Genomic DNA, 20,816 nt, shown 5'->3' with positions numbered 1-20,816 from the left:
TCACCCTTCGGCTTGCCGGTAAACGATGGTGGTGCTGCCCACGACGATCCGCGAGCCGTCGCGGAGCGTAGCGCGGGTGGTGTGCTGCCCGTCTACCACGATGCCGTTGGTAGATCCGAGATCCTGGATCGTCGAGGGCGTTCCGGTCCGGATCTCACAGTGCCGGCGGGATACGCCGGGGTCGTCGATCCGCACGTCGGCGTCGGTGCTTCGTCCCATCACCAACGTCGGGCGGGAGATCTGATGGCGGGTGCCGTTGATCTCGATCCAGCGCCGCACCTGGGCGTCCGGCACGGGGCCGGACGCGGCCGGCGGGCGCCAGTCGCTGGAAGGGCCTCCGGAGCGCCCGCCGCCCGGCGGCGGGGACGGGGGCATGGGAGGGGCGGAAGTCGGCGGGTAGCCGTAACCGCCCTGCCCCTGAGAGGGGGCGGGCCGGTTCGGCTGGGCAGGGCCGGGCTGCTGGCCCTGCTGTGACGTGCTCGACGCCAGGGTCCGGCTGCGTACGCGGTAGAGACCCGTGTCGAGGTCGTCCGCCTTCTCCAGGTGGACCTTGATCGGCCCCATGAAGGTGTACCGCTGCTGCTTGGCGTAGTCACGTACGAGGCCGGACAGCTCGTCACCGAGCTGACCCGAGTACGGGCTGAGCCGCTCGTAGTCAGGGGTGCTCAGCTCGACGATGAAGTCGTTGGGCACGACGGTCCGCTCGCGGTTCCAGATCGTCGCGTTGTTGTCGCACTCGCGCTGGAGGGCTCCCGCGATCTCTACCGGCTGCACCTCGGACTTGAAGACCTTGGCGAAGGTGCCATTGACCAGACCTTCGAGACGCTGCTCGAAACGCTTCATGACTCCCATGGGGCACCTCCTCCGGTGTCGTCATCCCTGCACTGCTTACTGATCGTATCCACGCGTCGGGAAATCGGCTGGTTCCCCTTGTCTGCACAGTGGATGAGTGTCACCTCTCACACGGATCGTAGAGGTGGCCTCCTGACAGTGTCCCGCACTCCGGGTGCACTCAGGAGGAGTGGGTCCGGGCTTTCCGCGTTCCCGGTTCCCCTGGTGGGTGCGGCGAAACAACGGATGTGAATCCACCCTGTCCAGCGTGCTAATCTTCGGGATGTCGCCAGGCGCTCACACCACACGGTGAGAGAGTCTGAAAACACCACTCATGCGCGAGTGGCGGAACGGCAGACGCGCTGGCTTCAGGTGCCAGTGTCCTTAGGGACGTGGGGGTTCAAATCCCCCCTCGCGCACAACGGGCAGTCGCTTGCGACTGCCGGGTTGGTTCGACAGAACCCCCGCATCGGAGAGATCCGGTGCGGGGGTTCTTCGTTGTGCGAATTTCCTCCCGCGGTCGGCGTGGCTCCTTCGGTCCGGCGCTTCCCGCACGTGCCTGAGGCTGCCGACCTGAGGGAAGGATCCGTATTACCTCGGACGAGTAGGCCGCGTACGGCAGGCGCTGTGATGAAGCACGCACCCGGCCCAGAAGCGGGGTCCGGAGCGGCTGCTGTTTCACGTGAAACGTCGGATCCGCACCAAAGGGGCGTTTCGCTTGAACCGCGGAACGGGAGTGTCAGGCGGGCGAGTCGCGCAGCGAGCGCCTTGGTGTTGCCTGTCGTGGCGGTGAACGCCTGACTGCGGGAAGTGACGGCGAGGGTGACGAGGCCGGTCATCCCGGACTTCGAGCGAGCCGGCGTCAACTCCGGCACGATGAGATCGACTTCGGCCTCGAGCAGGCCCCTCGGGCCTCTCTCCAGGTAGCTCCGGATGCGACCGAAGCCATCGCGGGGCGTGTCAGGGGTGCACGAACCACCGCGACCGGCCGCGACGGTGACGGGCGTGTCGGCGACCGGGCCGTCCGGGCCGGCGTTGTGGCGGACGATCATCGCTTGGTCCAGCGGCGCCTTCGAGTTGGGCGGAGCGGAGAGACGTCGTACGTCGGCGCGGCGGTGAGCGCGGCGTCCGCTGCGGCCGGTTCGGCTGGCGGCTCCCGGCTTCCGGGCTGGGAGCGGCCGACTCGTGGTGTGTGAGGCCGATGAAGGGCTGGCGGATGCCGGTGCCGCCGGCGCGCCGCGCTCAAGGAGGCCGTGGGGTGGGCGGTTGCCCGTATGTCAGGAGCCCGGGGCTGCTGACCCGCTGCCTGGCGGCCCGGCAGCCGTGCGGAGGCGGGAGCCGCGCTCGGGGCCGGCGCCGGGCGGGAGCGTGGCTGCGGGCGGCCGGGCTGGGTGGGGGCCTACCGAGGTGAGGTGTCCTCGCCCGCCGAGTTGTAGCGCAGCAGGTACTCCGCGAACTGTTCGAGATCCTCCGACGTCCACGCGCCCAGGCGTTCCCGGTATGCGGCGCGCCGGCTGGCCTGCGTGGAGGCGAGCGCCTGAACGCCGGCGGTGGTGGGGTGCAGTACCTGGATGCGCTGGTCGTCCGGGTCCGGGTGGCGCTCGACCAGGCCCAGATTCTCCAAGGCCGCTACCTGACGGCTGACCGTCGACTTGTCCAGCATGTAGTGCGCCGCCAGGTCGGTCGCCCGGCAGCCGTGCCGGTGTTCGATGTGGGCGAGCAGCGTGTACGACACCAGCGGCAGATCCGGGTGGAGCCGCGCCGCGGTCGATCGCGCTCGGCGCGCGAAGGCGGTCAGCTCGCGCTGGATGACATCCAGCGACTCCTCGCGTCCCCGGTGGGCGTCTGCCACGTGAATCACCTTCCAGCCTTCCCGAATATTGGTTGTACGATACAACGAAGGTAGAAGTTGTAAAAGCCAACCATTGGAGGATTGGTCGAATGTCCGCAGGTCCGAGCTCAGCCTCCGGCTCAACCGCCGGTGCGCTGCGGCATGTGCTCAGCCATCTCATAACGCCGCTGCTGATGTGTATCGGCATGGGGCTCGCCTATCTGGGGGCTTTTCACGCCCCGGCGCCGCATGACCTGAGGGTGGACGTCGTCGGTTCGGGATCAAGCGCGCAGGTGCTTGCACAGGCCCTGCAGGACAAGGGTGACGGCGCCCTGAGTGTGCGTACGGTAGCGGACCGCGACGTCGCGGTGTCCCATCTGAAGACGCAGCAGAGCTACGGCGCCTACGTGCCGGGCGGCAGGCCGGAACTGATGGTGGCCACCGCGTCCTCGGACACCAGCGCGACGGTGGTCCAGAAGATCTTCACCGAGGTTGCCGCCGGGCAGGGCGCTCCCCTCCAGGTGACGGACGTGGCGCCCACGGCGGAAGGCGACCCGACCGGGCAGGGCATCTTCTTCCTGCTGGTGGCGGTCAGTATCGGGTCCTACGCGTCGGTGGCGGTGATCGGCGGTGCGGGTGCGGTGCTGGCGCTCCGGATCAGAGCCGGGCTGGCAATCGGCACCTCGCTCGTGGTGAGTGTGATCGGCGCGGCGTTCGCAGGACCGGTGTTCGGCCTGGTGGACCAGGGACTCGGCGGGCTCTGGGCCATGGCGTGGCTCTACTCGGCGGGCGTCCTCCTGATCGGCGTGGGTCTGCACACCTTCCTCAAGCGGTGGACCACGCTCGGCGTGATGCTGCTCTTCGTCATGCTCAACTTCACGAGTTCCGGCGGCATCTTCCGGCCTGAACTCCAGCCGGGCTTCTTCGGATCCCTGCACTCCTTCTGGAACGGTGCGGGCTTCGTCGAAGGGGTGCGCAGCCACGTGTACTTCGGCGGTCACGCCCTGGGCGGGCACCTGCTGGTACTGGCTCTCTGGGCTGTGGCCGGACTCGTCGTCGTAGGGGTGGCGGGCGTGGCCGAGGCGAAGCGGCGCCAGGCGGCCGCGGAGAAGGCGCGTGAGGCGGTTCTCATGCGGACCGCGGCCGACGCAGAGGAGGAGATGGAAGAGGCCGTGGGGGTGTGAGGACCCGGCGTTCAGGGCTGGGGCCCGGCGGGCGGGACGTGGAGGACCGGGCGCTCTCCGGGCGTGCGGTCTCCGGCTGGTACTGCGACCGGCCCGGTTCGTGTGACGGGTGCGGTTCCCGCGGCCTGGGTGCGGGGCAGCGTGGGTTCTGGGGCTGCCCGGGGCGGGGGCCGTCGGCCGGCCCGCGGCCGCCGAGTGGTGGGATGCGCAGGTCGTCCACAGGACGGCTCCCAAGTTGTCCACAGGGGCGGGCGGTTGTTGCGGGACGGTTGTACCGTCGTCCGCATTGACATCGGCCGGACGGAACGGCTGAACGAGGACGGGGGAGGCGACGCTCCATGGGCGAGACCGAGGCGACGGCACAGCGAGCGGCAGGTGACGGGCGCATTCCGGTCGTTCCCGGTTTCGCGCGACGCGTGGCGGGAGCGGTGCGGCCGCCCGGTTCCGGGGCGGTCTCGCCGAAGGCGGCCGGCAAGGCGCTGAGGGGCAAGGTCCCTCGCTCCGCGCACAGTTCCCTGGCCCTGCCCGCCGGAAGGCCGGATGCTGTCCAGGCGGTCGAGGAGTCGAACCGGGGCCGGGTGCCCGGCCTCACACCCATACGGGTGGGGCGGATGGCGGCAACGCCGTTCGCGTTTCTGCGCGGCTCGGCCGGCTTGATGGCCCATGACCTGACGGGCACACCGGTCACGGGGGTGGGTGCCCAGCTCTGTGGTGACGCGCATGCCGCCAATTTCGGGCTCTACGGCGATGCCCGGGGCAACCTGGTCATGGACCTCAACGACTTCGACGAAACCGTGTTCGGGCCCTGGGAGTGGGATCTCAAGCGGCTTGCCACCTCGCTGGTGCTTGCGGGCCGGGAGGCGGGGGCGGACGAGGACACCTGCCGGCAGGGTGCGTACGACACGGTGGGCGCGTACCGGCGCACGATGCGTCTGCTGGCCGGGATGCCCGCGCTCGACGCGTGGAACGCCATCGCGGACGAGGAACTCGTCTCGTACACCGACGCGCGCGACCTGCTGGGGACTTTGGAGCGGGTTTCCGCCAAGGCGCGCAACAACACGAGTGCCCGCTTCGCCGCCAGGTCCGCCGAGGAGTGTGAGGACGGCGGTCGCCGATTCGTCGACGCACCGCCGGTGTTGCGCCGGGTGCCCGACGCCGAGGCGGCGGCGGTTGCGGCGGGGCTCGAGGGCTACCTCGCTACGATCTCGGAGGACAGGGTTCCGCTACTGGCCCGCTACGCGATCCATGACGTGGCCTTCCGTGTGGTCGGCACCGGCAGTGTGGGGACCCGGTCGTATGTGGTGCTTCTGCTCGACCACCGTGGCGAGCCGCTGGTCCTGCAGGTGAAAGAGGCCCGTCCCTCCGCGCTCTCGGCCTATCTCCCCCAGGTCGGCTTCGAGGTGCCGGCTGTGGCGCACGAGGGCCGCCGGGTGGTGCTCGGCCAGAAGCGCATGCAGGTCGTCAGCGACATACTGCTCGGCTGGGCCGACGTCGACGGCAGGCCCTGTCAGGTACGCCAGTTCAGGAACCGTAAGGGCAGTGTGGATCCGGCCGCGCTCGCGGCGGACCAGGTGGACGACTACGGGCGGATGACCGGGGCGCTCCTCGCCCGGGCCCACGCGCACAGCGCCGACCCCCGGCTGCTCGCCGGCTACTGCGGGAAGAACGCGGAGCTGGACGCGGCGGTGGCCGATTTCGCCGTGACGTACGCGGACCGGACGGAGGCGGACCACGCCGAGCTCGTCCAGGCTGTCAGAGCCGGGCGGGTGGACGCCGAGCTCGGCGTCTGAGCGGCTTGCGGGCACCGTGTGTCCCCACGGCGCGCGCCGTGGCCATACGCTGGACGGGTGACCCACGAAGCCGCCGGGGTGCCTACCACCCGGAACGACGAAGACCGGCAGAACCAGGACCGGCAGGACGAGCCGCAGCCCGCGCAGGACGCGGCGCGGGGGGACGATCTGCGAGCCGAGCCGGGCAGTGCGCCGCAGGCGGGTACTTCCGCCGGTGAGGCGGCTGGTGGTCCGGTCGGCGGCGGGGGCGGTGAGGCGGGCGGTGACGCGGTGGCGAATGAGAGCGGTGCTCCTCGGCCCGAGGAGCGGCTTGCCAAGGCCGTCCGGGTGGCCGAGCAGGCGCTGATCGAGTTCGAGATCGCGGTGGAGACCTTCCGGGTCGAGGTGGAGAACTTCTCCCGGCTGCATCACCAGAAGCTCGGCCCGATGTACGCGCGTCTCGACGAGCTCGATGCGCAGATCGCGGAGGCCCGGGCGGCAAGGACCGGTGATCCGGAGGATCTGCGCAAGGCCCAGGAGGCTCGGGCGATCGTCATGCCGATGCCCGGCGTCGACGAGCTCTTCCACGACTGGATGGACTCGGACGGGCTCTCGCCCGAGGCCTCGGCCATGCTCACCGAGCAGCCCGTACGGCCGCCGAAGCGGGTCAGGCCGGGCGAGGAGGCGCGCAAGCTCTACCGTGAGCTGGCCCGTCAGGCCCACCCGGACCTGGCACCGGACGAGGCGGAGCGAGCACGGCGGGACGAGTTCATCGCCCGCGTCAACGCGGCCTATGGTCGCGGCGACGTGGCGTTGCTGAAGGAACTGGCCGCCGAGTGGGCGGCCGGCCCCGTCACGCCGGAGCTCCGGCTGAGCGAGAGCGAGGAGCTGTACGCGCGGCTGGAGTGGCTCAGCCGACGTAAGGAGCTGCTCAAGGTTCTGGCCGGGGAGCTGGAGGAGAGCGCGATCGGCTCGATGCTGAGGATGGCGCCGGATGACCCCGACCGGCTGCTGGACGACATCGGCGAGAAGCTTCTGGCGGAGGTGTCCCAGCGTGAGAAGGAGCTGGCGGGCCTGGTGCAGTAGCGTTCCGGATGACCCTGGCGCGTACGTACGAGAGAAGGCATACCCATGAATTTCGCTCCGCTGCCCTCGGTGGACGCCGCGGCGGTTCCGTCGGACGGCTTCGTACTGGACGTCCGCGAAGACGACGAATGGGCAGCCGGACATGTCGAGGGTGCGCTGCACATTCCCATGAGTGACTTCGTCGGCCGCTTCGGCGAGCTGACCGACGCGGCCGACGACGGGCGGCGCGTGCACGTGATGTGCCGCGTCGGAGGCCGTTCCGCCCAGGTCACTCAGTACCTGGTGCAGCAGGGCATCGACGCTGTGAACGTCGACGGAGGCATGCAGGCCTGGGACGGTGCCGGGCGCCCGATGGTCACGGACAACGGAAGCTCGCCTTTCGTCCTCTGACGGCCCTCACGGCACCGTCCTCGTTGTCCTCCTGAGGATCGCGCCGTCGAGGCCGCTTCCCTGAGGACCGCGCCGTCGACATCTGTCGGCGCCGTGGTCCAGGAGCGCCTGACGGAGGGCCGGGCCTACCCGTCCGCAGTAGCCGGCCGTGCAACAGCCTCAGGCCCGCTCCCGCCCTGCGACTCCCCTGCGACGCGGCTGCGGTGCGAGGCCCTTGCAACTGGTACGCCTGGTGCGGCTGTACCGACGGGGTGGTGCACCCCCGGTGCGCACTGAGCATGGAGCTGCCGTCAGGGCAGGCCCTCGGGTCCGGGAGATCCTCAGCGGTCGAAGTCGAGTTCTACCTCCAGGGTGACCGGGTGGGACTGGCAGGCAAGCACGAAGCCGGCCCCGGTCTCCTCCGGTTCCAGAGCGAAATTACGGTCCATCCGCACTTCCCCGGATACGAGGTACGCCCGGCAGGTCCCGCACACTCCTCCCTTGCAGGCGTACGGGGCGTCCGAACGGCTTCGCAGCATCGTGTCCAGCAGCGATTCGCCGTCCTGGACCGGCCAGCTGCCCGACCGGCCGTCGAGTGTCGCCGTGAGCCTGCTCTCCGACGGTGCGGCCACCCGGGCAGCCGCCGAGGGAGCCGCCGACTCGTCGGCGACGTGGAAGATCTCCTGGTGTATGCGTGACCGGTCGGCGCCGAGTGCGCGCAGCGCGCCCTCCGCCGCCCGGACCAGGCCGAGCGGCCCGCAGAGGAACCAGCCGTCCACATCAGGCACCGACAGCAGCGCGGGCAGCAACACGGAGAGCCGCTCGCGGTCCAGTCGGCCTGAGGGGAGCCCAGCAGCCTGCTCCTCCCGGGACAGCGCGGTCACCAGCTGGAAGCGGTCCGGATAGCGGTCCTTGAGGTCAGCCACCTCGTCCAGGAACATCGTCGAGGCAGCGGTCCGGTCGCTGCGGATCAGACAGAAGCGAGCCAAGGGCTCGCGCGCCAGCAGCGTCGCCGCCATCGAGAGCACCGGAGTGATGCCACTGCCCCCGACGATCGCGGCGAAGTGGCCCGGGCGGGGGTCGAGGACGAAGCGACCCATAGGAGCCATCGCCTCCACCTGGTCGCCGACCGTCAGCTCCTTGAGCGCGTACGTCGAGAACGCGCCCCCGTCGACCATCCGGATGCCCACCCGCATCAAGGGCTCACCCGGATGCTCGGCGGCGGGCGCACAGATGGAGTAGGACCGTCGGATCTCCTCCCCGCCCACGCGGTAACGCACATTCAGGTGCTGACCGGGGCTGTGGCGGAAGGTCTCGCACAATGCGGCGGGCACGGCGAAGGTGACGGCCACTGCGTCGTCCGTGATCCGTTCGATCGCGCTGACCCGGAGCGGATGGAACATCTACAACTCCTTGAAGTGATCGAAAGGTTCGCGGCACGCCACACAGCGGCGCAACGCCTTGCATGCCGTGGAGGAGAACCGGCTCAGCAGCTCCGTGTCGGTGGAACCGCAGTGGGGGCAGCGCACCGAGAGAGTCAGAGGCACCGGTCCGTCCGGCGCGCCCCCCGGGCGCGGCGGCGCTATGCCGAACTCCGCGAGCTTCCGGCGCCCTTCATCGCTGATGTCGTCCGTGGACCATGCAGGGGCGAGGACCGTGACCACGGACACATCCGCGACGCCGCGTTCATGCAGCACACGCTGGATGTCGGCGGACATGGCCTCGATGGCCGGGCAGCCGGTGTACGTCGGTGTGAGATGCACGGTGACCTTGTCCGGCCCGTCCACCCGCACACGGCGAAGCACGCCGAGCTCGTCCAGAGTGATGACCGGCAGCTCGGGGTCGGGCACGGAGCCTGCCAGCCGGTGGAACTCCGCTTCCAGCGGGGTCTCGGTCGTCACCACGATGCCCCCGGGTGGCTGCGGTGCAGATGCTGCATCTCGGCGAGCATCCGCCCGAACGGCTCCGTGTGCAGGCCCTGCCGGCCCGCTCCGGCCGCCCAGGCCCCGGCCTGTGGCCCCGACGGGAGCGCCAGGGTGGCGCGATCCACTACGGAGGTGACGGCGGCCAGCCATCCGTCGCGCAGGGCGTGCGCGTCCACGTCCACGCCCTCGACGGGCTCGAACAGCTCGCCGGTGTACCGCCACAGGGCGTCCAGGGCGAGCTGCATGCGCTCATGGCTTTCCGTGGTGCCGTCACCGAGTCTCAGGACCCACTGCTCCGCGTGGTCCCGGTGGTAGGCGACTTCCTTGACGGCCTTGGCCGCGAGGTCCGCGAACTCGCCCTCACCGGTGGCCAACTCCTCGTACAGCAGGTGCTGGTAGACGGAGAAGTAGAGCTGGCGGGCCATGGTGTGGGCGAAGTCGCCGTTCGGCTGTTCCACCAGCTGGACGTTGCGGAAAGCCCGCTCCTCACGGAGGTAGGCCAGCTGGTCCTCGTCCCCCACGAACGAAAGCAGCATTCTCGCCTGTCCCAGCAGATCCAGGGCGATGTTGGCCAGAGCCACCTCCTCCTCCAGCACGGGCGCGTGGCCCGCCCACTCACCCAACCGGTGCGAGAGCACCAGCGCGTCGTCGCCGAGGGCGAGGGCCGCGGTCACAGGTGCTTCACCCCTTCAGGGATCTCGTAGAACGTGGGGTGCCGATAGGGCTTGTCCCCGGCGGGTTCGAAGAACGAGTCCTTCTCGTCCGGCGAGGACGCGGTGATCTCCGTCGAAGGGACCACCCACAGGGAGACCCCCTCCGAGCGGCGTGTGTACAGATCACGGGCGTTGCGGAGAGCCATTTCGGCGTCCGGTGCGTGCAGGCTGCCCGCGTGGGTGTGGGAGAGCCCGCGCCGGGAACGCACGAAGACCTCCCACAGAGGCCAGTCGGTCGAGCTGCTCATGCGGTCGCCTCCACGGGCTGGGCGGCCGTTCCGGCTGTACCGGCCCGAGCCGCGTGCTTGTCTGCGTATGCCGCTGCCGCCTCGCGGACCCAGGCGCCGTTCTCATGGGCTGTGCGCCGCTGGGTGAGCCGTTGCTCGTTGCAGGGGCCGTTGCCCTTCAGGACCTCCTGGAACTCCGTCCAGTCGATCTCTCCGTAATCGTGCTGCCCGAGCTCCTCGTTCCACCGGATGTCGGGATCGGGCAGGGTGAGCCCCAGCGCTTGTGCCTGCGGGACACAGATGTCGACGAACCGCCGGCGCAGCTCGTCGTTGGAGTGCCGCTTGATCCTCCAGGCCATCGACTGTGCCGAGTGCGCCGAGGCGTCATCGGGTGGGCCGAACATCATCAGGGAGGGCCACCACCAGCGGTTCACCGCGTCCTGAGCCATCTCGTGCTGGGCGGGGGTACCCCGGCTGAGGGCGAGCAGCAGCTCGTACCCCTGGCGCTGGTGGAACGACTCCTCCTTGCAGATCCGGACCATCGCGCGCGCGTACGGACCGTAGGAGCAGCGGCACAGCGGTACCTGGTTGGTGATCGCGGCGCCGTCCACCAGCCAGCCGATCGCGCCCACGTCCGCCCAGGTCAGCGTGGGGTAGTTGAAGATCGAGGAGTAGCGCTGCCGTCCGGCGTGCAGTTTGTCGAGGAGCTCCTCGCGGCTGGTACCAAGCGTCTCCGCCGCGCTGTACAGATAGAGGCCGTGTCCGGCCTCGTCCTGCACCTTGGCCATCAGGATGGCCTTGCGGCGCAGCGAGGGTGCTCGTGAGATCCAGTTGGCTTCGGGCTGCATGCCGATGATCTCGCTGTGGGCGTGCTGGGCCATCTGGCGGATCAAGGAAGCCCGGTACGCGTCGGGCATCCAGTCCCGCGGCTCGATCCGGTCGTCGGCCGCCACCGTGGCGTCGAACGCCGCGAGACGCCCCGCTTCCGCTTCGTCCGCCGTGCCCGCTGTCCCCTGCGTCGTCTGGTCCGCAGTCACTGCCGCCATCCCGGGCTCCCTACCGACCGATCGTTCGGTTCCTTGGCTTCAATGGTGAGTCGGAGGCCCGTAGGGTGTCAACCCTGTGGATAACTGAGTGGTGATCGACGGCGATCGGGGCGGGATGGACGCGGACCACGGTGGGCGCACCGGCAACGAGAAGAAGCTCGCCTGGCCCGGCGTGACGAACCGCCCGGATCAGGGCCCGGAGGCCGGACCTGCGGGCGAACCGGAGGCCGGACCTGCGGGCGAACCGGAGGCCGGACCTGCGGGCGAACCGGAGGCCGGACCTGCGGGCGAACCGGAGGCCGGGGCGGATCTTCCCCCGTCGACCGACCCGGAGTCGGAGGGTGGCGCTTCCCGGTCCGTCCTGGGGCCGTCAGCGCACCGCCCCGGCGGTGGCCTGGCCGCGCTCTCGCTGCCGTACCAGGTCGCCGCGGCGCTGGCTCTGTCTGTCATAGGGCTGCTGGCCTGCGCACACATAGCCATGATCTTTCTGCACGTCGCGCCGTCCAACACGCTGACGAAACAGCACGGCGAGGTCGTCGACGACTGGGTCTTTCCCGAGTTCGAGCAGAACTGGAAGCTGTTCGCCCCCAATCCGCTCCAGCAGAACATCTCCGTGCACGTACGGGCCGAGGTGGCCGACAACGGGGCCGACGGCAGCAGCATCACCCGCTGGATAAATCTCTCCCGTGACGACGGCGAGTCGATACGTGGCAACCTCCTCCCCAGCCACGTCGACCAGAACGAACTGCGTCGTGCCTGGGACTTCTACACCGGATCCCACGACAGCGAGAACCGCCCCAACGGCCTGCGCGGCGAGCTGTCCGAGCTCTATATCCGCCGCATCGTCATGCTGCGCCTCGCCGAGCACGGCTACGGCGGCACGGTCGAGCGCTTCCAGGTGCGGTCCGCCGTACGTTCCGTCGGGGCTCCGCCGTGGAGCGCCGAGAAGATCAGCACCCGGCCGGAGTACAAGGAGCTCCCGTGGTGGACCGTGGCCCCGTCCGACCTCCCGCGGACGGCTGCGGCGGATCAGGCCGCGCAGGCCGGGCAGGCGGAGAGATGAGCGCCCCCGCTCCGGTCCGTGAGAGCGCCGGAACCGCCGACCGGTCGCTAGCCTCCGCTGTCCAGCGCGTCACGGCCGCCCCCCTCGGCGCCTACCAGAGCGCCGTCGTCCGGATCGGCATCTCCGCCACCTGTCTGCTGTTCCTCCTGCGAGAGCTGCCCCACCGCCACGAGCTGTACGGCCCGGACGGCCCGTGGAGCTGGGACATGGCACGTCGGCTCATCACCAACAACGACGCCTTCACCGTCCTGATGTGGTCGGACAGCACGATCTGGTTCGAGACCGTGTACGCGCTCACGCTGGTGTCTGCCGCGCTGCTGATGATCGGCTGGCGGACCCGGGCCACCTCCGTCCTCTTCATGGCCGGTGTGCTCTCCCTGCAGAACCGCAGCATCTTCATGGGCGACGGCGGTGACAACGTCATCCATCTGATGGCCGTCTACCTGGTCCTCACCCGCTGCGCGCAGGTCTGGTCCCTGGACGCGCGCCGTGTGTCGCGGGACGCCGCGCGGCTCGCGGAGCGAGACCGGCCGGCCCGTGACGTCGCGGGGCCGGCCTTGTGGGCGGTGCTCGGCTGCTTCCTCCTGCCCGCCACCGTCATGGGAGGACTCGGCGGCACGTGGTGGATGCCGTGCCTCCTGTGGGCGTTGTGGCTGGGGAACGGTGCCTGGTGGGTGCTCAGCCGTTACGCGCCGGACCGTGAGCTGCGCGTCCTGTTCGACGTTCTGGCCAACCTCGCCCACAATGCCGCTCTCCTCGTGATCATGGCCGAGGTGTGCCTGATCTACGCGACCGCGGGGTGGTACAAGATCCAGGGTTCCCGCTGGCAGGACGGCACCGCGATCTACTACCCGCTCAACCTGGACTACTTCGCTCCGTGGCCCGAGCTCTCCGGTCTCATCGCCTCCAGCGCGCTGGCGGTCATGATCCTGACGTACGTCACGGTCATCGTGCAGGTCGCCTTTCCCTTCACGCTGTTCAACCGGCGGGTCAAGAACGTCCTGCTGGTCGTCATGATCGGCGAGCATGCCGGGATCGCCGTCCTGCTGGGGCTTCCCTTCTTCTCCATGGCGATGATCGCCGCCGATGCCGTCTTCCTGCCGACGGTCTTCCTGGTGTGGCTGGGACGCAGGGTCGCGCAGGGCCGGCAACGCCTGTTCTCCCGGAGGGAGGGCAGGCTCGGGCTCCCCCGGCAGCGGCGGGGGAGCAAGGACGACGAGGAGGCCACGCACGGTGGCGGTGGCAGTGGCCATACGCTCGTCGGGTGACCAGCGAGACCGGTAGTCCAGAAGAGCCCCGAGCGGCAGCCGTACCCGATCCGTCCGCGGAACCGATCCAGTACGACGACGGGTACGGTGCCGCGATCGGCGTAGGCCCGCACCCGCTGCCCTGGCCCGAGGGTGTGCGCTACGACCCCGAACTCCTCGCCCACGGTGACCGGCGCAATGTGGGCGACGCCTATCGATACTGGACGCGGGAGGCGATCGTCGCCGATCTGGATCTGCGGCGGCACGATTTCCACGTGGCGGTGGAGAACTGGGGCCATGACTTCAACATCGGCTCGGTCGTGCGCACCGCCAACGCCTTCCTCGCGAAGGAGATCCACATCGTGGGCCGGCGACGCTGGAACCGGCGGGGGGCGATGGTCACCGACCGCTACCAGCATGTGCGCCACCACCCGGACACGGCGGACCTGACTGCCTGGGCGGCGGCCGAGGGGCTGCCGATCATCGGGATCGACAACCTGCCCGGTGCCGTGCCGCTCGAGCGGACGGAACTGCCGCGCCGGTGTGTGCTCCTGTTCGGGCAGGAGGGGCCCGGACTGACGGAGGAAGCGCGCAAGCATGCCTCGATGGTGTGCTCGATCGCGCAGTTCGGCTCGACACGGTCGATCAACGCCGGCGCGGCGGCCGCCATCGCCATGCACGCCTGGGTGCAGCGCTACGCGGACATCACGGATCCGCGCCACGGATGACCGGTGGAGCGGATCCCCGCTCCACCGGACGTCCTACGCCGCCAGGCCTGACCTCGCTCAGGCCTGGCGGCGGACCTCCACGACCCGGAAGCGGTTGGATACGAACGCACCGTCGCAGAGCGCCGCGTTGGCCGCCGGATTGCCTCCCGAGCCGTGGAAGTCGGAGAAGGCCGCCGTCTGGTTGACGTACACGCCGCCGGTGAGATTCAGCGAGAGCTGAGCCGATTCGTCGAAGCAGACGTTCTCCACCGCGCGTTCCACGTCGGGGGAGGTGGTGTACGCGCCGACGGTCATCGCGCCCTTCTCACGGACCGTGCGGCGCAGCAGGTCCAGCGCGTCGGCGGTCGAGTCGACGGCGACCGCGAACGAGACCGGCCCGAAGCACTCCGAGAGGTAGGCCGCCCCGTCGTCGGGCTTGGTGCCGTCCAGTTTCACCAGAACCGGCGTGCGGACCACGGCGTCGGGAAAGTCGGGGTTGACCACCGGGCGCGAGGCCAGTGCGACGTCACCCAAGGCCGCTGCCCCTTCCAGCCGGGCCTTCACGTCCGGATTCACCAGGGCACCGAGCAGTCCGTTGGCCCGCGCGTCGTCACCGAGGAGCCCGTTCACCGCCTCGGCGATGTCCGCCACCACGTCCTCGTAGGACTTGGCGCCGGCATCGGTCATGATGCCGTCACGCGGGATGAGCAGATTCTGCGGGGTCGTGCACATCTGGCCGCTGTAGAGGGAGAGCGAGAAAGCAAGGTTGGAGAGCATGCCCCGGTAGTTGTCGGTGGAGTCGAGGACGATCGTGTTGACGCCCGCCTTCTCCGTGTAGACCTGGGCCTGACGGGCGTTGGTCTCCAGCCAGTCGCCGAAAGCCGTGGAGCCCGTGTAGTCGATGATCTTGATTTCCGGGCGTACCGCGAGGGTCTTGGCGATGCCCTCGCCGGGCCGCTCGACGGCCAGGGCGACGAGATTCGGGTCGAAGCCCGCCTCCGCCAGCGCCTCGCGCGCCAGCTGGACGGTGAGGGCCAGCGGCAGGACCGCCCGGGGGTGCGGCTTGACCAGCACGGGGTTGCCGGTCGCCAGCGAGGCGAAGAGGCCCGGATAGCCGTTCCACGTGGGGAAGGTGTTGCAGCCGATCAGCAGGGAGATGCCGCGGCCGGCCGCCGTGTACGACTTGTGCAGCCGCAGCGGGTCGCGCTTGCCCTGGGGCTTCGACCAGTCGGCAGCACGCGGCGTACGCGTCTGCTCCTCGTACGCGTACGCCACGGCCTCCAGGCCGCGGTCCTGGGCATGCGGGCCGCCTGCCTGGAAGGCCATCACGAAGGCCTGCCCGCTGGTGTGCATCACGGCGTGGGCCAGCTCGTGCGTACGCGCGCTGATCCGGGCGAGGATCTCCAGGCAGACCAGGGCCCTCGTCTCAGGCCCCGCCGCGCGCCAGGAGCCCATGGCGGCGCTCATGGCGGGAAGCAGGATGTCCGGGTCGGCGTGGGGATACTCGACGCCGAGCGCAGGGCCGTACGGCGAGAGCTCTCCGCCCGTCCAGCCGTCGGTGCCGGGCTGGGCGAGATCCAGCCGGGTGTGGAGGACGGAGTCGAACGCCGCCTTTCCCTCGGCCGCACCGAGGCTGCCGGGAAGGCCCCCTTCGCCGTAGGCCTTCGGGTGCTCGGGATGCGGAGACCAGTAGGCGCGGGTGCGGATCGCTTCGAGGGCCTGGTCGAGCGTGGGGCGGTGGATCTCGGACAGCTTCTCGGGGGAAAGCTCGGCGGCCATGACGGACCAACTCCTCGTCGAGCCGGGCAGGGATGTGCTGACGGAGTTAGAGTAACCGAACGATCGGTCGGTACAAGGGCCCCAAGGAACCTGTGGACAACTCATGGGGGAGGATCGCGGTCATGACCACGGCCAAGCGGGACACGTACACCCCGGAGACACTCCTGACCGTTGCTGTCCGTGTCTTCAACGAGCGCGGCTACGACGGCACGTCCATGGAGCACCTTTCCAAGGCGGCGGGCATCTCCAAGTCGTCCATCTACCACCATGTGACGGGCAAGGAGGAGCTCCTCCGGCTTGCGGTGAGCCGGGCCCTCGACGGGCTCTTCGGGATCCTCGACGAGCCTGGTGCGATACAGGGGCGGGCGATCGCCCGGGTCGAGTACGTCACGCGCCGCACGGTCGAGGTGCTCATGGCGGAGTTGCCGTACGTCACGCTGCTGCTGCGTGTGCGCGGCAACACGGAGACGGAGCGCTGGGCCCTGGAGCGGCGGCGCGGGTTCGACCAGCGGGTGTCCGAGCTTCTGAAGGACGCGGTGGCGGACGGAGACCTTCGCGCGGACGTGGACATACGTCTGGCGACCCGGCTGCTTTTCGGCATGGTGAACTCGCTGGTCGAGTGGTACCGCCCGCAGCCGGGCGGATCCCAGGAGGCGGAGCAGCTCGCGGACACGGTCGTCCAGCTGGCTTTCGAAGGGATGCGGGCGGGCTGACCGGCGCGGAAGACCCTAGGTGAGCTCGGCCGGACGCTCCGGGCGCGGGCCCAGGTCGGTCTCCTCGAACACCAGCAGGGTACGGGTGGACAGGACCTCGGGGATGGCCTGGATCCTGGTCAGGACCAGCTCGCGCAGCGCCTGGTTGTCCGGGGTGTGCACCAGGAGCAGGACGTCGAAGTCGCCGCTGACCAGTGCGATATGGGTGGCGCCCGGGAGTGCCTGGAGCTGGTCGCGCACAGTGCGCCAGGAATTCTGGACGATCTTGAGTGTGATGTAGGCGGAGGCGGCCTGTCCCGCCCGTTCGTGATTCACGCGTGCGCTGAAGCCGCGGATCACACCGTCCTCGACGAGCCTGTTGATCCGGGCGTACGCATTGGCCCGGGAGACATGGACGCGCTCTGCGACGGCTCGTATCGAGGCGCGGCCGTCCGTTCGGAGGATGCGCAGGATGGCGTGGTCGGTGGGGTCCAGCGGCCGGGCGGGCGCAGTACGGACCGGCTCACCGCCCGCGTCGGCCATTTGTTCAGCTGGCATCTGCCCGCGCCTCCCTGTTGTAGACGACCTGCACCTATCCCAGGCTGTGGAGAACCGTTTGTCCACAGGCTGAAGGTGCCTGTAGCCAAATTGCGCCAACGACCGAACAATCGGTAGGTGAGGCACACCACACCGTGCCCTGCTCACGTCTCGACATTCCTGAAGATTCGGTACTTTCCGATACATCGCATGCCAGGAGGTGCTTGTCATGACGGTTCAGGAGCTGCCCGGCGCAGCCGCCTACCGGCCCACGCCGCCCCCGGCCTGGAAGCCGCTCACCGATCCCGCGCCGCTGCTCCCGGACCCCGAGCCGTACCGCGTGCTCGGTACGGACGCCGCGGCCGGTGCCGACCCTGACCTGCTGATGAGGCTCTACTCGGAGCTGGTGCGTGGTCGCCGGTACAACGCGCAGGCCACCGCGCTGACGAAGCAGGGCAGGCTCGCGGTGTACCCGTCGAGCACCGGTCAGGAAGCCGGTGAGATCGCGGCGGCGCTCGTCCTGGAGGACCGGGACTGGCTCTTTCCCAGCTATCGCGACACCCTCGCCGCGGTGGCGCGCGGGCTGGATCCGGTCGAGGCGCTGACGTTGCTGCGGGGGGACCGGCACACCGGGTACGACCCGCGTGAGCACCGCATCGCCCCGCTCTGCACCCCCCTGGCCACCCAGTTGCCGCATGCCGTCGGCCTTGCGCACGCGGCCCGCCTGAAGGGTGACGACGTGGTGGCCCTCGCGATGGTCGGCGACGGCGGGACGAGCGAGGGCGATTTCCACGAAGCGCTCAATTTCGCGGCCGTCTGGAGGGCCCCGGTGGTCTTCCTCGTACAGAACAACGGCTTCGCGATCTCCGTTCCCCTGGCCAAGCAGACCGCGGCGCCGTCGCTCGCCCACAAGGCCGTGGGATACGGGATGCCGGGACGACTGGTCGACGGCAACGACGCGCCTGCGATGCACCAGGTGCTGAGCGACGCGGTGGCACGAGCCAGGCGGGGTGAAGGGCCGACGCTGGTCGAGGCGGTCACCTACCGCATGGACGCCCACACGAACGCCGACGACGCCACCCGCTACCGCGGCGACAGCGAGGTCGAGGCGTGGCGCGCGCACGATCCGATCAGGCTTCTCGAACGGGAGCTGACCGGGCGCGGGCTGCTGGACGAGGACGGCATCGAGCGGGTGCGGGAGGCGGCGGAACGGATGGCGGAGGGTCTGCGGGAGCAGATGAACGCCGATCCGGTGCTTGACCCGATGGATCTGTTCGCGAATGTCTACGAGGAGCAGACCGGCCAGTTGCGGGAGCAGGCGGCACGGCTGCGGGGCGAGCTGGACGCGGAGCACGGCCCGCAGGACGAGAGCGGCGCGGAGGAGGGGCGATGACCACCGCTGCGGCGACGGCCGGTGAGCGGACCGGAAGGGCCAGGCCGGCCACCATGGCGCAGGCTCTCGGGCGGGCGCTGCGGGACTCGATGGCGGAGGATCCGACGGTGCACGTCCTCGGGGAGGACGTCGGCACGCTCGGTGGCGTCTTCCGCGTCACGGACGGTCTGGCGAAGGAGTTCGGCGACGACCGCTGTACGGACACGCCTCTGGCCGAGGCGGGAATCCTCGGCGCGGCCGTGGGCATGGCGATGTACGGGCTGCGGCCCGTGGTGGAGATGCAGTTCGACGCCTTCGCGTATCCGGCGTTCGAGCAGTTGGTCAGCCATGTCGCCAAGATGCGGAACCGGACGGGCGGCGCCATGCCGCTGCCCATCACGGTGCGGGTGCCGTACGGCGGCGGAATCGGCGGGGTCGAGCACCACAGCGACTCCTCGGAGGCCTACTACATGGCGACCCCCGGTCTGCATGTCGTCATGCCGGCCACGGTCGACGACGCGTACGGGCTGCTGAGGGAGTCGATCGCCTCCGACGACCCGGTGGTCTTCCTCGAGCCGAAGCGGCTCTACTGGTCCAAGGCGGACTGGTCGCCGGACGCGCCGGCCGCGGTCGAGCCGATCGGGCGTGCCGTGGTCCGGCGCCCCGGACGTAGCGCGACCCTGATCACGTACGGACCGTCCCTCCCGGTGTGCCTGGAGGCAGCCGAGGCCGCCACGGCGGAGGGATGGGATCTCGAGGTGGTCGACCTGCGTTCACTGGTGCCCTTCGACGACGAGACCGTCGCCGCGTCGGTCCGCCGCACGGGGCGTGCGGTGGTGGTCCACGAGTCGTCCGGTTTCGGCGGCCCTGGCGGTGAGATCGCGGCGCGAGTCACCGAGCGGTGTTTCCACCATCTGGAGGCGCCGGTCCTGCGCGTCGCCGGCTTCGACATCCCCTATCCGCCGCCGATGCAGGAGCGGCACCATCTGCCGGGCGTGGACCGGGTGCTCGACGCGGTCGCCCGTCTTCAGTGGGAGGCCGAGAGCTGATGGCGCAGGTGCTCGAATTCAAGCTGCCGGACCTGGGCGAAGGACTGACCGAGGCCGAGATCGTGCGCTGGCTGGTCGAGGTCGGCGACGTCGTCGCCGTCGACCAGCCGGTCGTCGAGGTCGAGACGGCCAAGGCGATGGTCGAAGTGCCCTGCCCATACGGCGGCGTAGTGACCGCGCGGTTCGGTGAGGAGGGCGCGGAGCTCCCGGTCGGCGCACCGCTGCTGACGGTGGCAGTCGGGTCCGTGGAGCCGGCGACGGAGGGCGGGACTCCCGGCGAGGCCTCGGGCGGCGCCACCGAGACCGAGTCGTCCGGCAATGTGCTGGTCGGCTACGGCACGGGCGCGCCCGCCGCGCGGAGACGCCGGATCAGGCCCGCTCCGGTCTCGTCCACGCCCCTGTCCACGCCTTTGTCCGCGCCCTCGTCCTCGGGCCCGGGCTCGGAGGCAGGGAAGGCTCCGGCCCTCGGCGCGGTCGATTCCCAGGGCCCCGTCGCCGTCGTCTCTCCCCTGGTCCGGAAGCTGGCGCGGCAGCACGGGCTCGACCTCCGACAGATCGCGGGTACAGGGCGGGACGGGCTGATTCTGCGCACCGATGTGGAGTCCGCGATCAGGTCCGTCGACGGGGAGCGCGTAGCCGGTGCAGCCTCGCTGCCCCGGAGCGAGCCTGACGCGTCGGCCGAGAGGATCGCGCTGCGCGGGGTCCGGGGAGCGGTCGCCGAGAAGCTCTCGCGTAGTCGTCGGGAGATTCCCGACGCCACCTGCTGGGTCGACGCAGATGCCACCGAGCTGATGGCGGCGCGGGCCGCGATGAATGCCGGCGGGGCCGCCGCAGGGGCGAAGGTGTCGGTGCTCGCTCTGCTTGCCCGCATCTGCACGGCAGCTCTGGCGCGGTTCCCCGAGCTCAACTCGACCGTGGACGCCGACGCCCGGGAAATCGTGCGGCTCCCCGGAGTCCACCTGGGCTTCGCCGCCCAGACGGAACGCGGCCTGGTCGTTCCGGTCGTCCGGGAGGCACACACACGGAACGTGGAGTCGATCGGGGCGGAGATCGCCCGCCTGACCGAGGCGGCCCGGGACGGGAGGCTGACCCCGGCGCAGCTCACGGGAGGGACCTTCACGCTGAACAACTACGGGGTGTTCGGTGTCGACGGTTCGACGCCCATCATCAACCACCCGGAGGCGGCCATGCTCGGTGTGGGCCGGATCGTCCCCAAACCCTGGGTGCACGAGGGCGAGCTGGCGGTCCGCCAGGTCGTCCAGCTCTCGCTCACCTTCGACCACCGGGTCTGCGACGGCGGCACGGCGGGGGGCTTCCTGAGGTACGTGGCCGATTGCGTGGAACAGCCGGTGATGCTGCTGCGCACGCTGTAGCGACCCGGGCCGTGGA

20 protein-coding genes and 1 tRNA gene are annotated in these 20,816 nt (G+C 70.0%); 12 read left to right on the top strand and 9 right to left on the bottom strand.

Annotation, left to right across the window (positions count from 1 at the left end; translation table 11 throughout):
- Positions 1–852 carry an FhaA domain-containing protein gene (locus OO67_RS01635; RefSeq protein WP_033296738.1) on the bottom strand — a complete coding sequence of 284 codons (852 nt, stop codon included), beginning with the start codon at positions 850–852 and terminating at the stop codon, positions 1–3.
- 315 nt (positions 853–1,167) lie between these two features.
- Here OO67_RS01635 and OO67_RS01630 point away from each other — a divergent pair.
- Positions 1,168–1,250: transfer RNA gene (locus tag OO67_RS01630), tRNA-Leu, on the top strand.
- 980 nt (positions 1,251–2,230) lie between these two features.
- Here the strand turns inward: OO67_RS01630 and OO67_RS01625 are convergent.
- Positions 2,231–2,683: a MarR family winged helix-turn-helix transcriptional regulator gene (locus OO67_RS01625; RefSeq protein ID WP_033296737.1), complete on the bottom strand. Its 453-nt coding sequence runs from the start codon at positions 2,681–2,683 to the stop codon at positions 2,231–2,233.
- A gap of 89 nt (positions 2,684–2,772) precedes the next feature.
- Here OO67_RS01625 and OO67_RS01620 point away from each other — a divergent pair, with 89 nt between their 5' ends.
- From OO67_RS01620 to OO67_RS01605, 4 genes are all read left to right on the top strand, one after another.
- Positions 2,773–3,846, top strand: coding sequence for an ABC-2 transporter permease (locus OO67_RS01620; RefSeq protein ID WP_033296736.1), 1,074 nt, complete (start codon positions 2,773–2,775; stop codon positions 3,844–3,846).
- Between the two features lie 338 nt (positions 3,847–4,184).
- Positions 4,185–5,636, top strand: coding sequence for a DUF2252 domain-containing protein (locus OO67_RS01615; RefSeq protein ID WP_051709063.1), 1,452 nt, complete (start codon positions 4,185–4,187; stop codon positions 5,634–5,636).
- A 57-nt stretch (positions 5,637–5,693) separates the two neighbouring features.
- Positions 5,694–6,701, top strand: coding sequence for a J domain-containing protein (locus OO67_RS01610; protein WP_033296735.1), 1,008 nt, complete (start codon positions 5,694–5,696; stop codon positions 6,699–6,701).
- Between the two features lie 45 nt (positions 6,702–6,746).
- On the top strand, positions 6,747–7,091 hold the full coding sequence (locus OO67_RS01605) for a rhodanese-like domain-containing protein (RefSeq protein WP_033296734.1): 345 nt from the start codon (positions 6,747–6,749) through the stop codon (positions 7,089–7,091).
- A 320-nt stretch (positions 7,092–7,411) separates the two neighbouring features.
- Here the strand turns inward: OO67_RS01605 and OO67_RS01600 are convergent, their stop codons facing one another.
- Genes OO67_RS01600 through paaA form a run of 5 tightly spaced genes read right to left on the bottom strand, consistent with a single transcriptional unit; the run spans position 7,412 to position 10,981 of the window.
- The gene (locus tag OO67_RS01600; RefSeq protein ID WP_033296733.1) at positions 7,412–8,473 is read right to left on the bottom strand and encodes a 2Fe-2S iron-sulfur cluster-binding protein; all 1,062 of its coding nucleotides are present in this window, start codon (positions 8,471–8,473) and stop codon (positions 7,412–7,414) included.
- Positions 8,474–8,971, bottom strand: coding sequence for a 1,2-phenylacetyl-CoA epoxidase subunit PaaD (paaD, locus tag OO67_RS01595; protein ID WP_033297005.1), 498 nt, complete (start codon positions 8,969–8,971; stop codon positions 8,474–8,476).
- Positions 8,968–9,669, bottom strand: coding sequence for a 1,2-phenylacetyl-CoA epoxidase subunit PaaC (gene paaC, locus OO67_RS01590; RefSeq protein WP_033296732.1), 702 nt, complete (start codon positions 9,667–9,669; stop codon positions 8,968–8,970). The genes paaD and paaC overlap by 4 nt, the downstream gene beginning before the upstream one ends.
- On the bottom strand, positions 9,666–9,956 hold the full coding sequence (paaB, locus tag OO67_RS01585; protein ID WP_031090474.1) for a 1,2-phenylacetyl-CoA epoxidase subunit PaaB: 291 nt from the start codon (positions 9,954–9,956) through the stop codon (positions 9,666–9,668). Before paaB ends, paaC begins: the two co-directional genes overlap by 4 nt.
- Positions 9,953–10,981 (bottom strand): 1,2-phenylacetyl-CoA epoxidase subunit PaaA, encoded by a 1,029-nt coding sequence (gene paaA / locus OO67_RS01580; RefSeq protein ID WP_033296731.1) that lies wholly within the window; start codon positions 10,979–10,981, stop codon positions 9,953–9,955. The genes paaB and paaA overlap by 4 nt, the downstream gene beginning before the upstream one ends.
- Before the next feature lie 88 nt (positions 10,982–11,069).
- Between paaA and OO67_RS01575 the strand changes: the two genes are divergently transcribed.
- From OO67_RS01575 to OO67_RS01565, 3 genes are read left to right on the top strand one after another with little or no spacing between them, the layout of a single operon-like run.
- Positions 11,070–12,044 (top strand): DUF5819 family protein, encoded by a 975-nt coding sequence (locus OO67_RS01575; RefSeq protein ID WP_244299997.1) that lies wholly within the window; start codon positions 11,070–11,072, stop codon positions 12,042–12,044.
- Entirely contained in the window at positions 12,041–13,312 is a 1,272-nt protein-coding gene (locus OO67_RS01570) for an HTTM domain-containing protein (protein ID WP_033296730.1), read from the top strand. Before OO67_RS01575 ends, OO67_RS01570 begins: the two co-directional genes overlap by 4 nt.
- On the top strand, positions 13,309–14,019 hold the full coding sequence (locus tag OO67_RS01565) for a TrmH family RNA methyltransferase (protein ID WP_033296729.1): 711 nt from the start codon (positions 13,309–13,311) through the stop codon (positions 14,017–14,019). Before OO67_RS01570 ends, OO67_RS01565 begins: the two co-directional genes overlap by 4 nt.
- Before the next feature lie 57 nt (positions 14,020–14,076).
- Here OO67_RS01565 and paaN read toward each other — a convergent pair whose 3' ends face one another.
- Complete coding sequence (paaN, locus tag OO67_RS01560; RefSeq protein ID WP_033296728.1) at positions 14,077–15,777, bottom strand: phenylacetic acid degradation protein PaaN; 1,701 nt, start codon at positions 15,775–15,777, stop codon at positions 14,077–14,079.
- Positions 15,778–15,899: 122 nt separating this feature from the next.
- Here paaN and OO67_RS01555 point away from each other — a divergent pair, with 122 nt between their 5' ends.
- A complete protein-coding gene (locus OO67_RS01555; RefSeq protein ID WP_033296727.1) occupies positions 15,900–16,490 on the top strand; it encodes a TetR/AcrR family transcriptional regulator in 591 nt (196 codons plus the stop codon).
- Between the two features lie 15 nt (positions 16,491–16,505).
- On the opposite strand, the gene OO67_RS01550 is transcribed toward OO67_RS01555, so the two are convergent.
- Complete coding sequence (locus OO67_RS01550; RefSeq protein ID WP_078597533.1) at positions 16,506–17,027, bottom strand: Lrp/AsnC family transcriptional regulator; 522 nt, start codon at positions 17,025–17,027, stop codon at positions 16,506–16,508.
- Positions 17,028–17,235: 208 nt separating this feature from the next.
- Between OO67_RS01550 and pdhA the strand changes: the two genes are divergently transcribed.
- From pdhA to OO67_RS01535, 3 genes are read left to right on the top strand one after another with little or no spacing between them, the layout of a single operon-like run.
- Positions 17,236–18,399, top strand: a complete 1,164-nt coding sequence (gene pdhA, locus OO67_RS01545) for a pyruvate dehydrogenase (acetyl-transferring) E1 component subunit alpha (RefSeq protein WP_033296725.1) — start codon at positions 17,236–17,238, stop codon at positions 18,397–18,399.
- Positions 18,396–19,427 carry an alpha-ketoacid dehydrogenase subunit beta gene (locus OO67_RS01540; protein ID WP_033296724.1) on the top strand — a complete coding sequence of 344 codons (1,032 nt, stop codon included), beginning with the start codon at positions 18,396–18,398 and terminating at the stop codon, positions 19,425–19,427. Before pdhA ends, OO67_RS01540 begins: the two co-directional genes overlap by 4 nt.
- Complete coding sequence (locus OO67_RS01535; protein ID WP_033296723.1) at positions 19,427–20,800, top strand: dihydrolipoamide acetyltransferase family protein; 1,374 nt, start codon at positions 19,427–19,429, stop codon at positions 20,798–20,800. Before OO67_RS01540 ends, OO67_RS01535 begins: the two co-directional genes overlap by 1 nt.
- Positions 20,801–20,816: the final 16 nt, after the last annotated feature.

The sequence above is a fragment of the Streptomyces atroolivaceus genome, assembly GCF_000717025.1.
GTDB lineage: Bacteria > Actinomycetota > Actinomycetes > Streptomycetales > Streptomycetaceae > Streptomyces > Streptomyces atroolivaceus.
The sequence above is the reverse complement of the archived record's forward strand: the minus strand, read 5'-3'. Positions and strand labels throughout refer to the sequence as shown.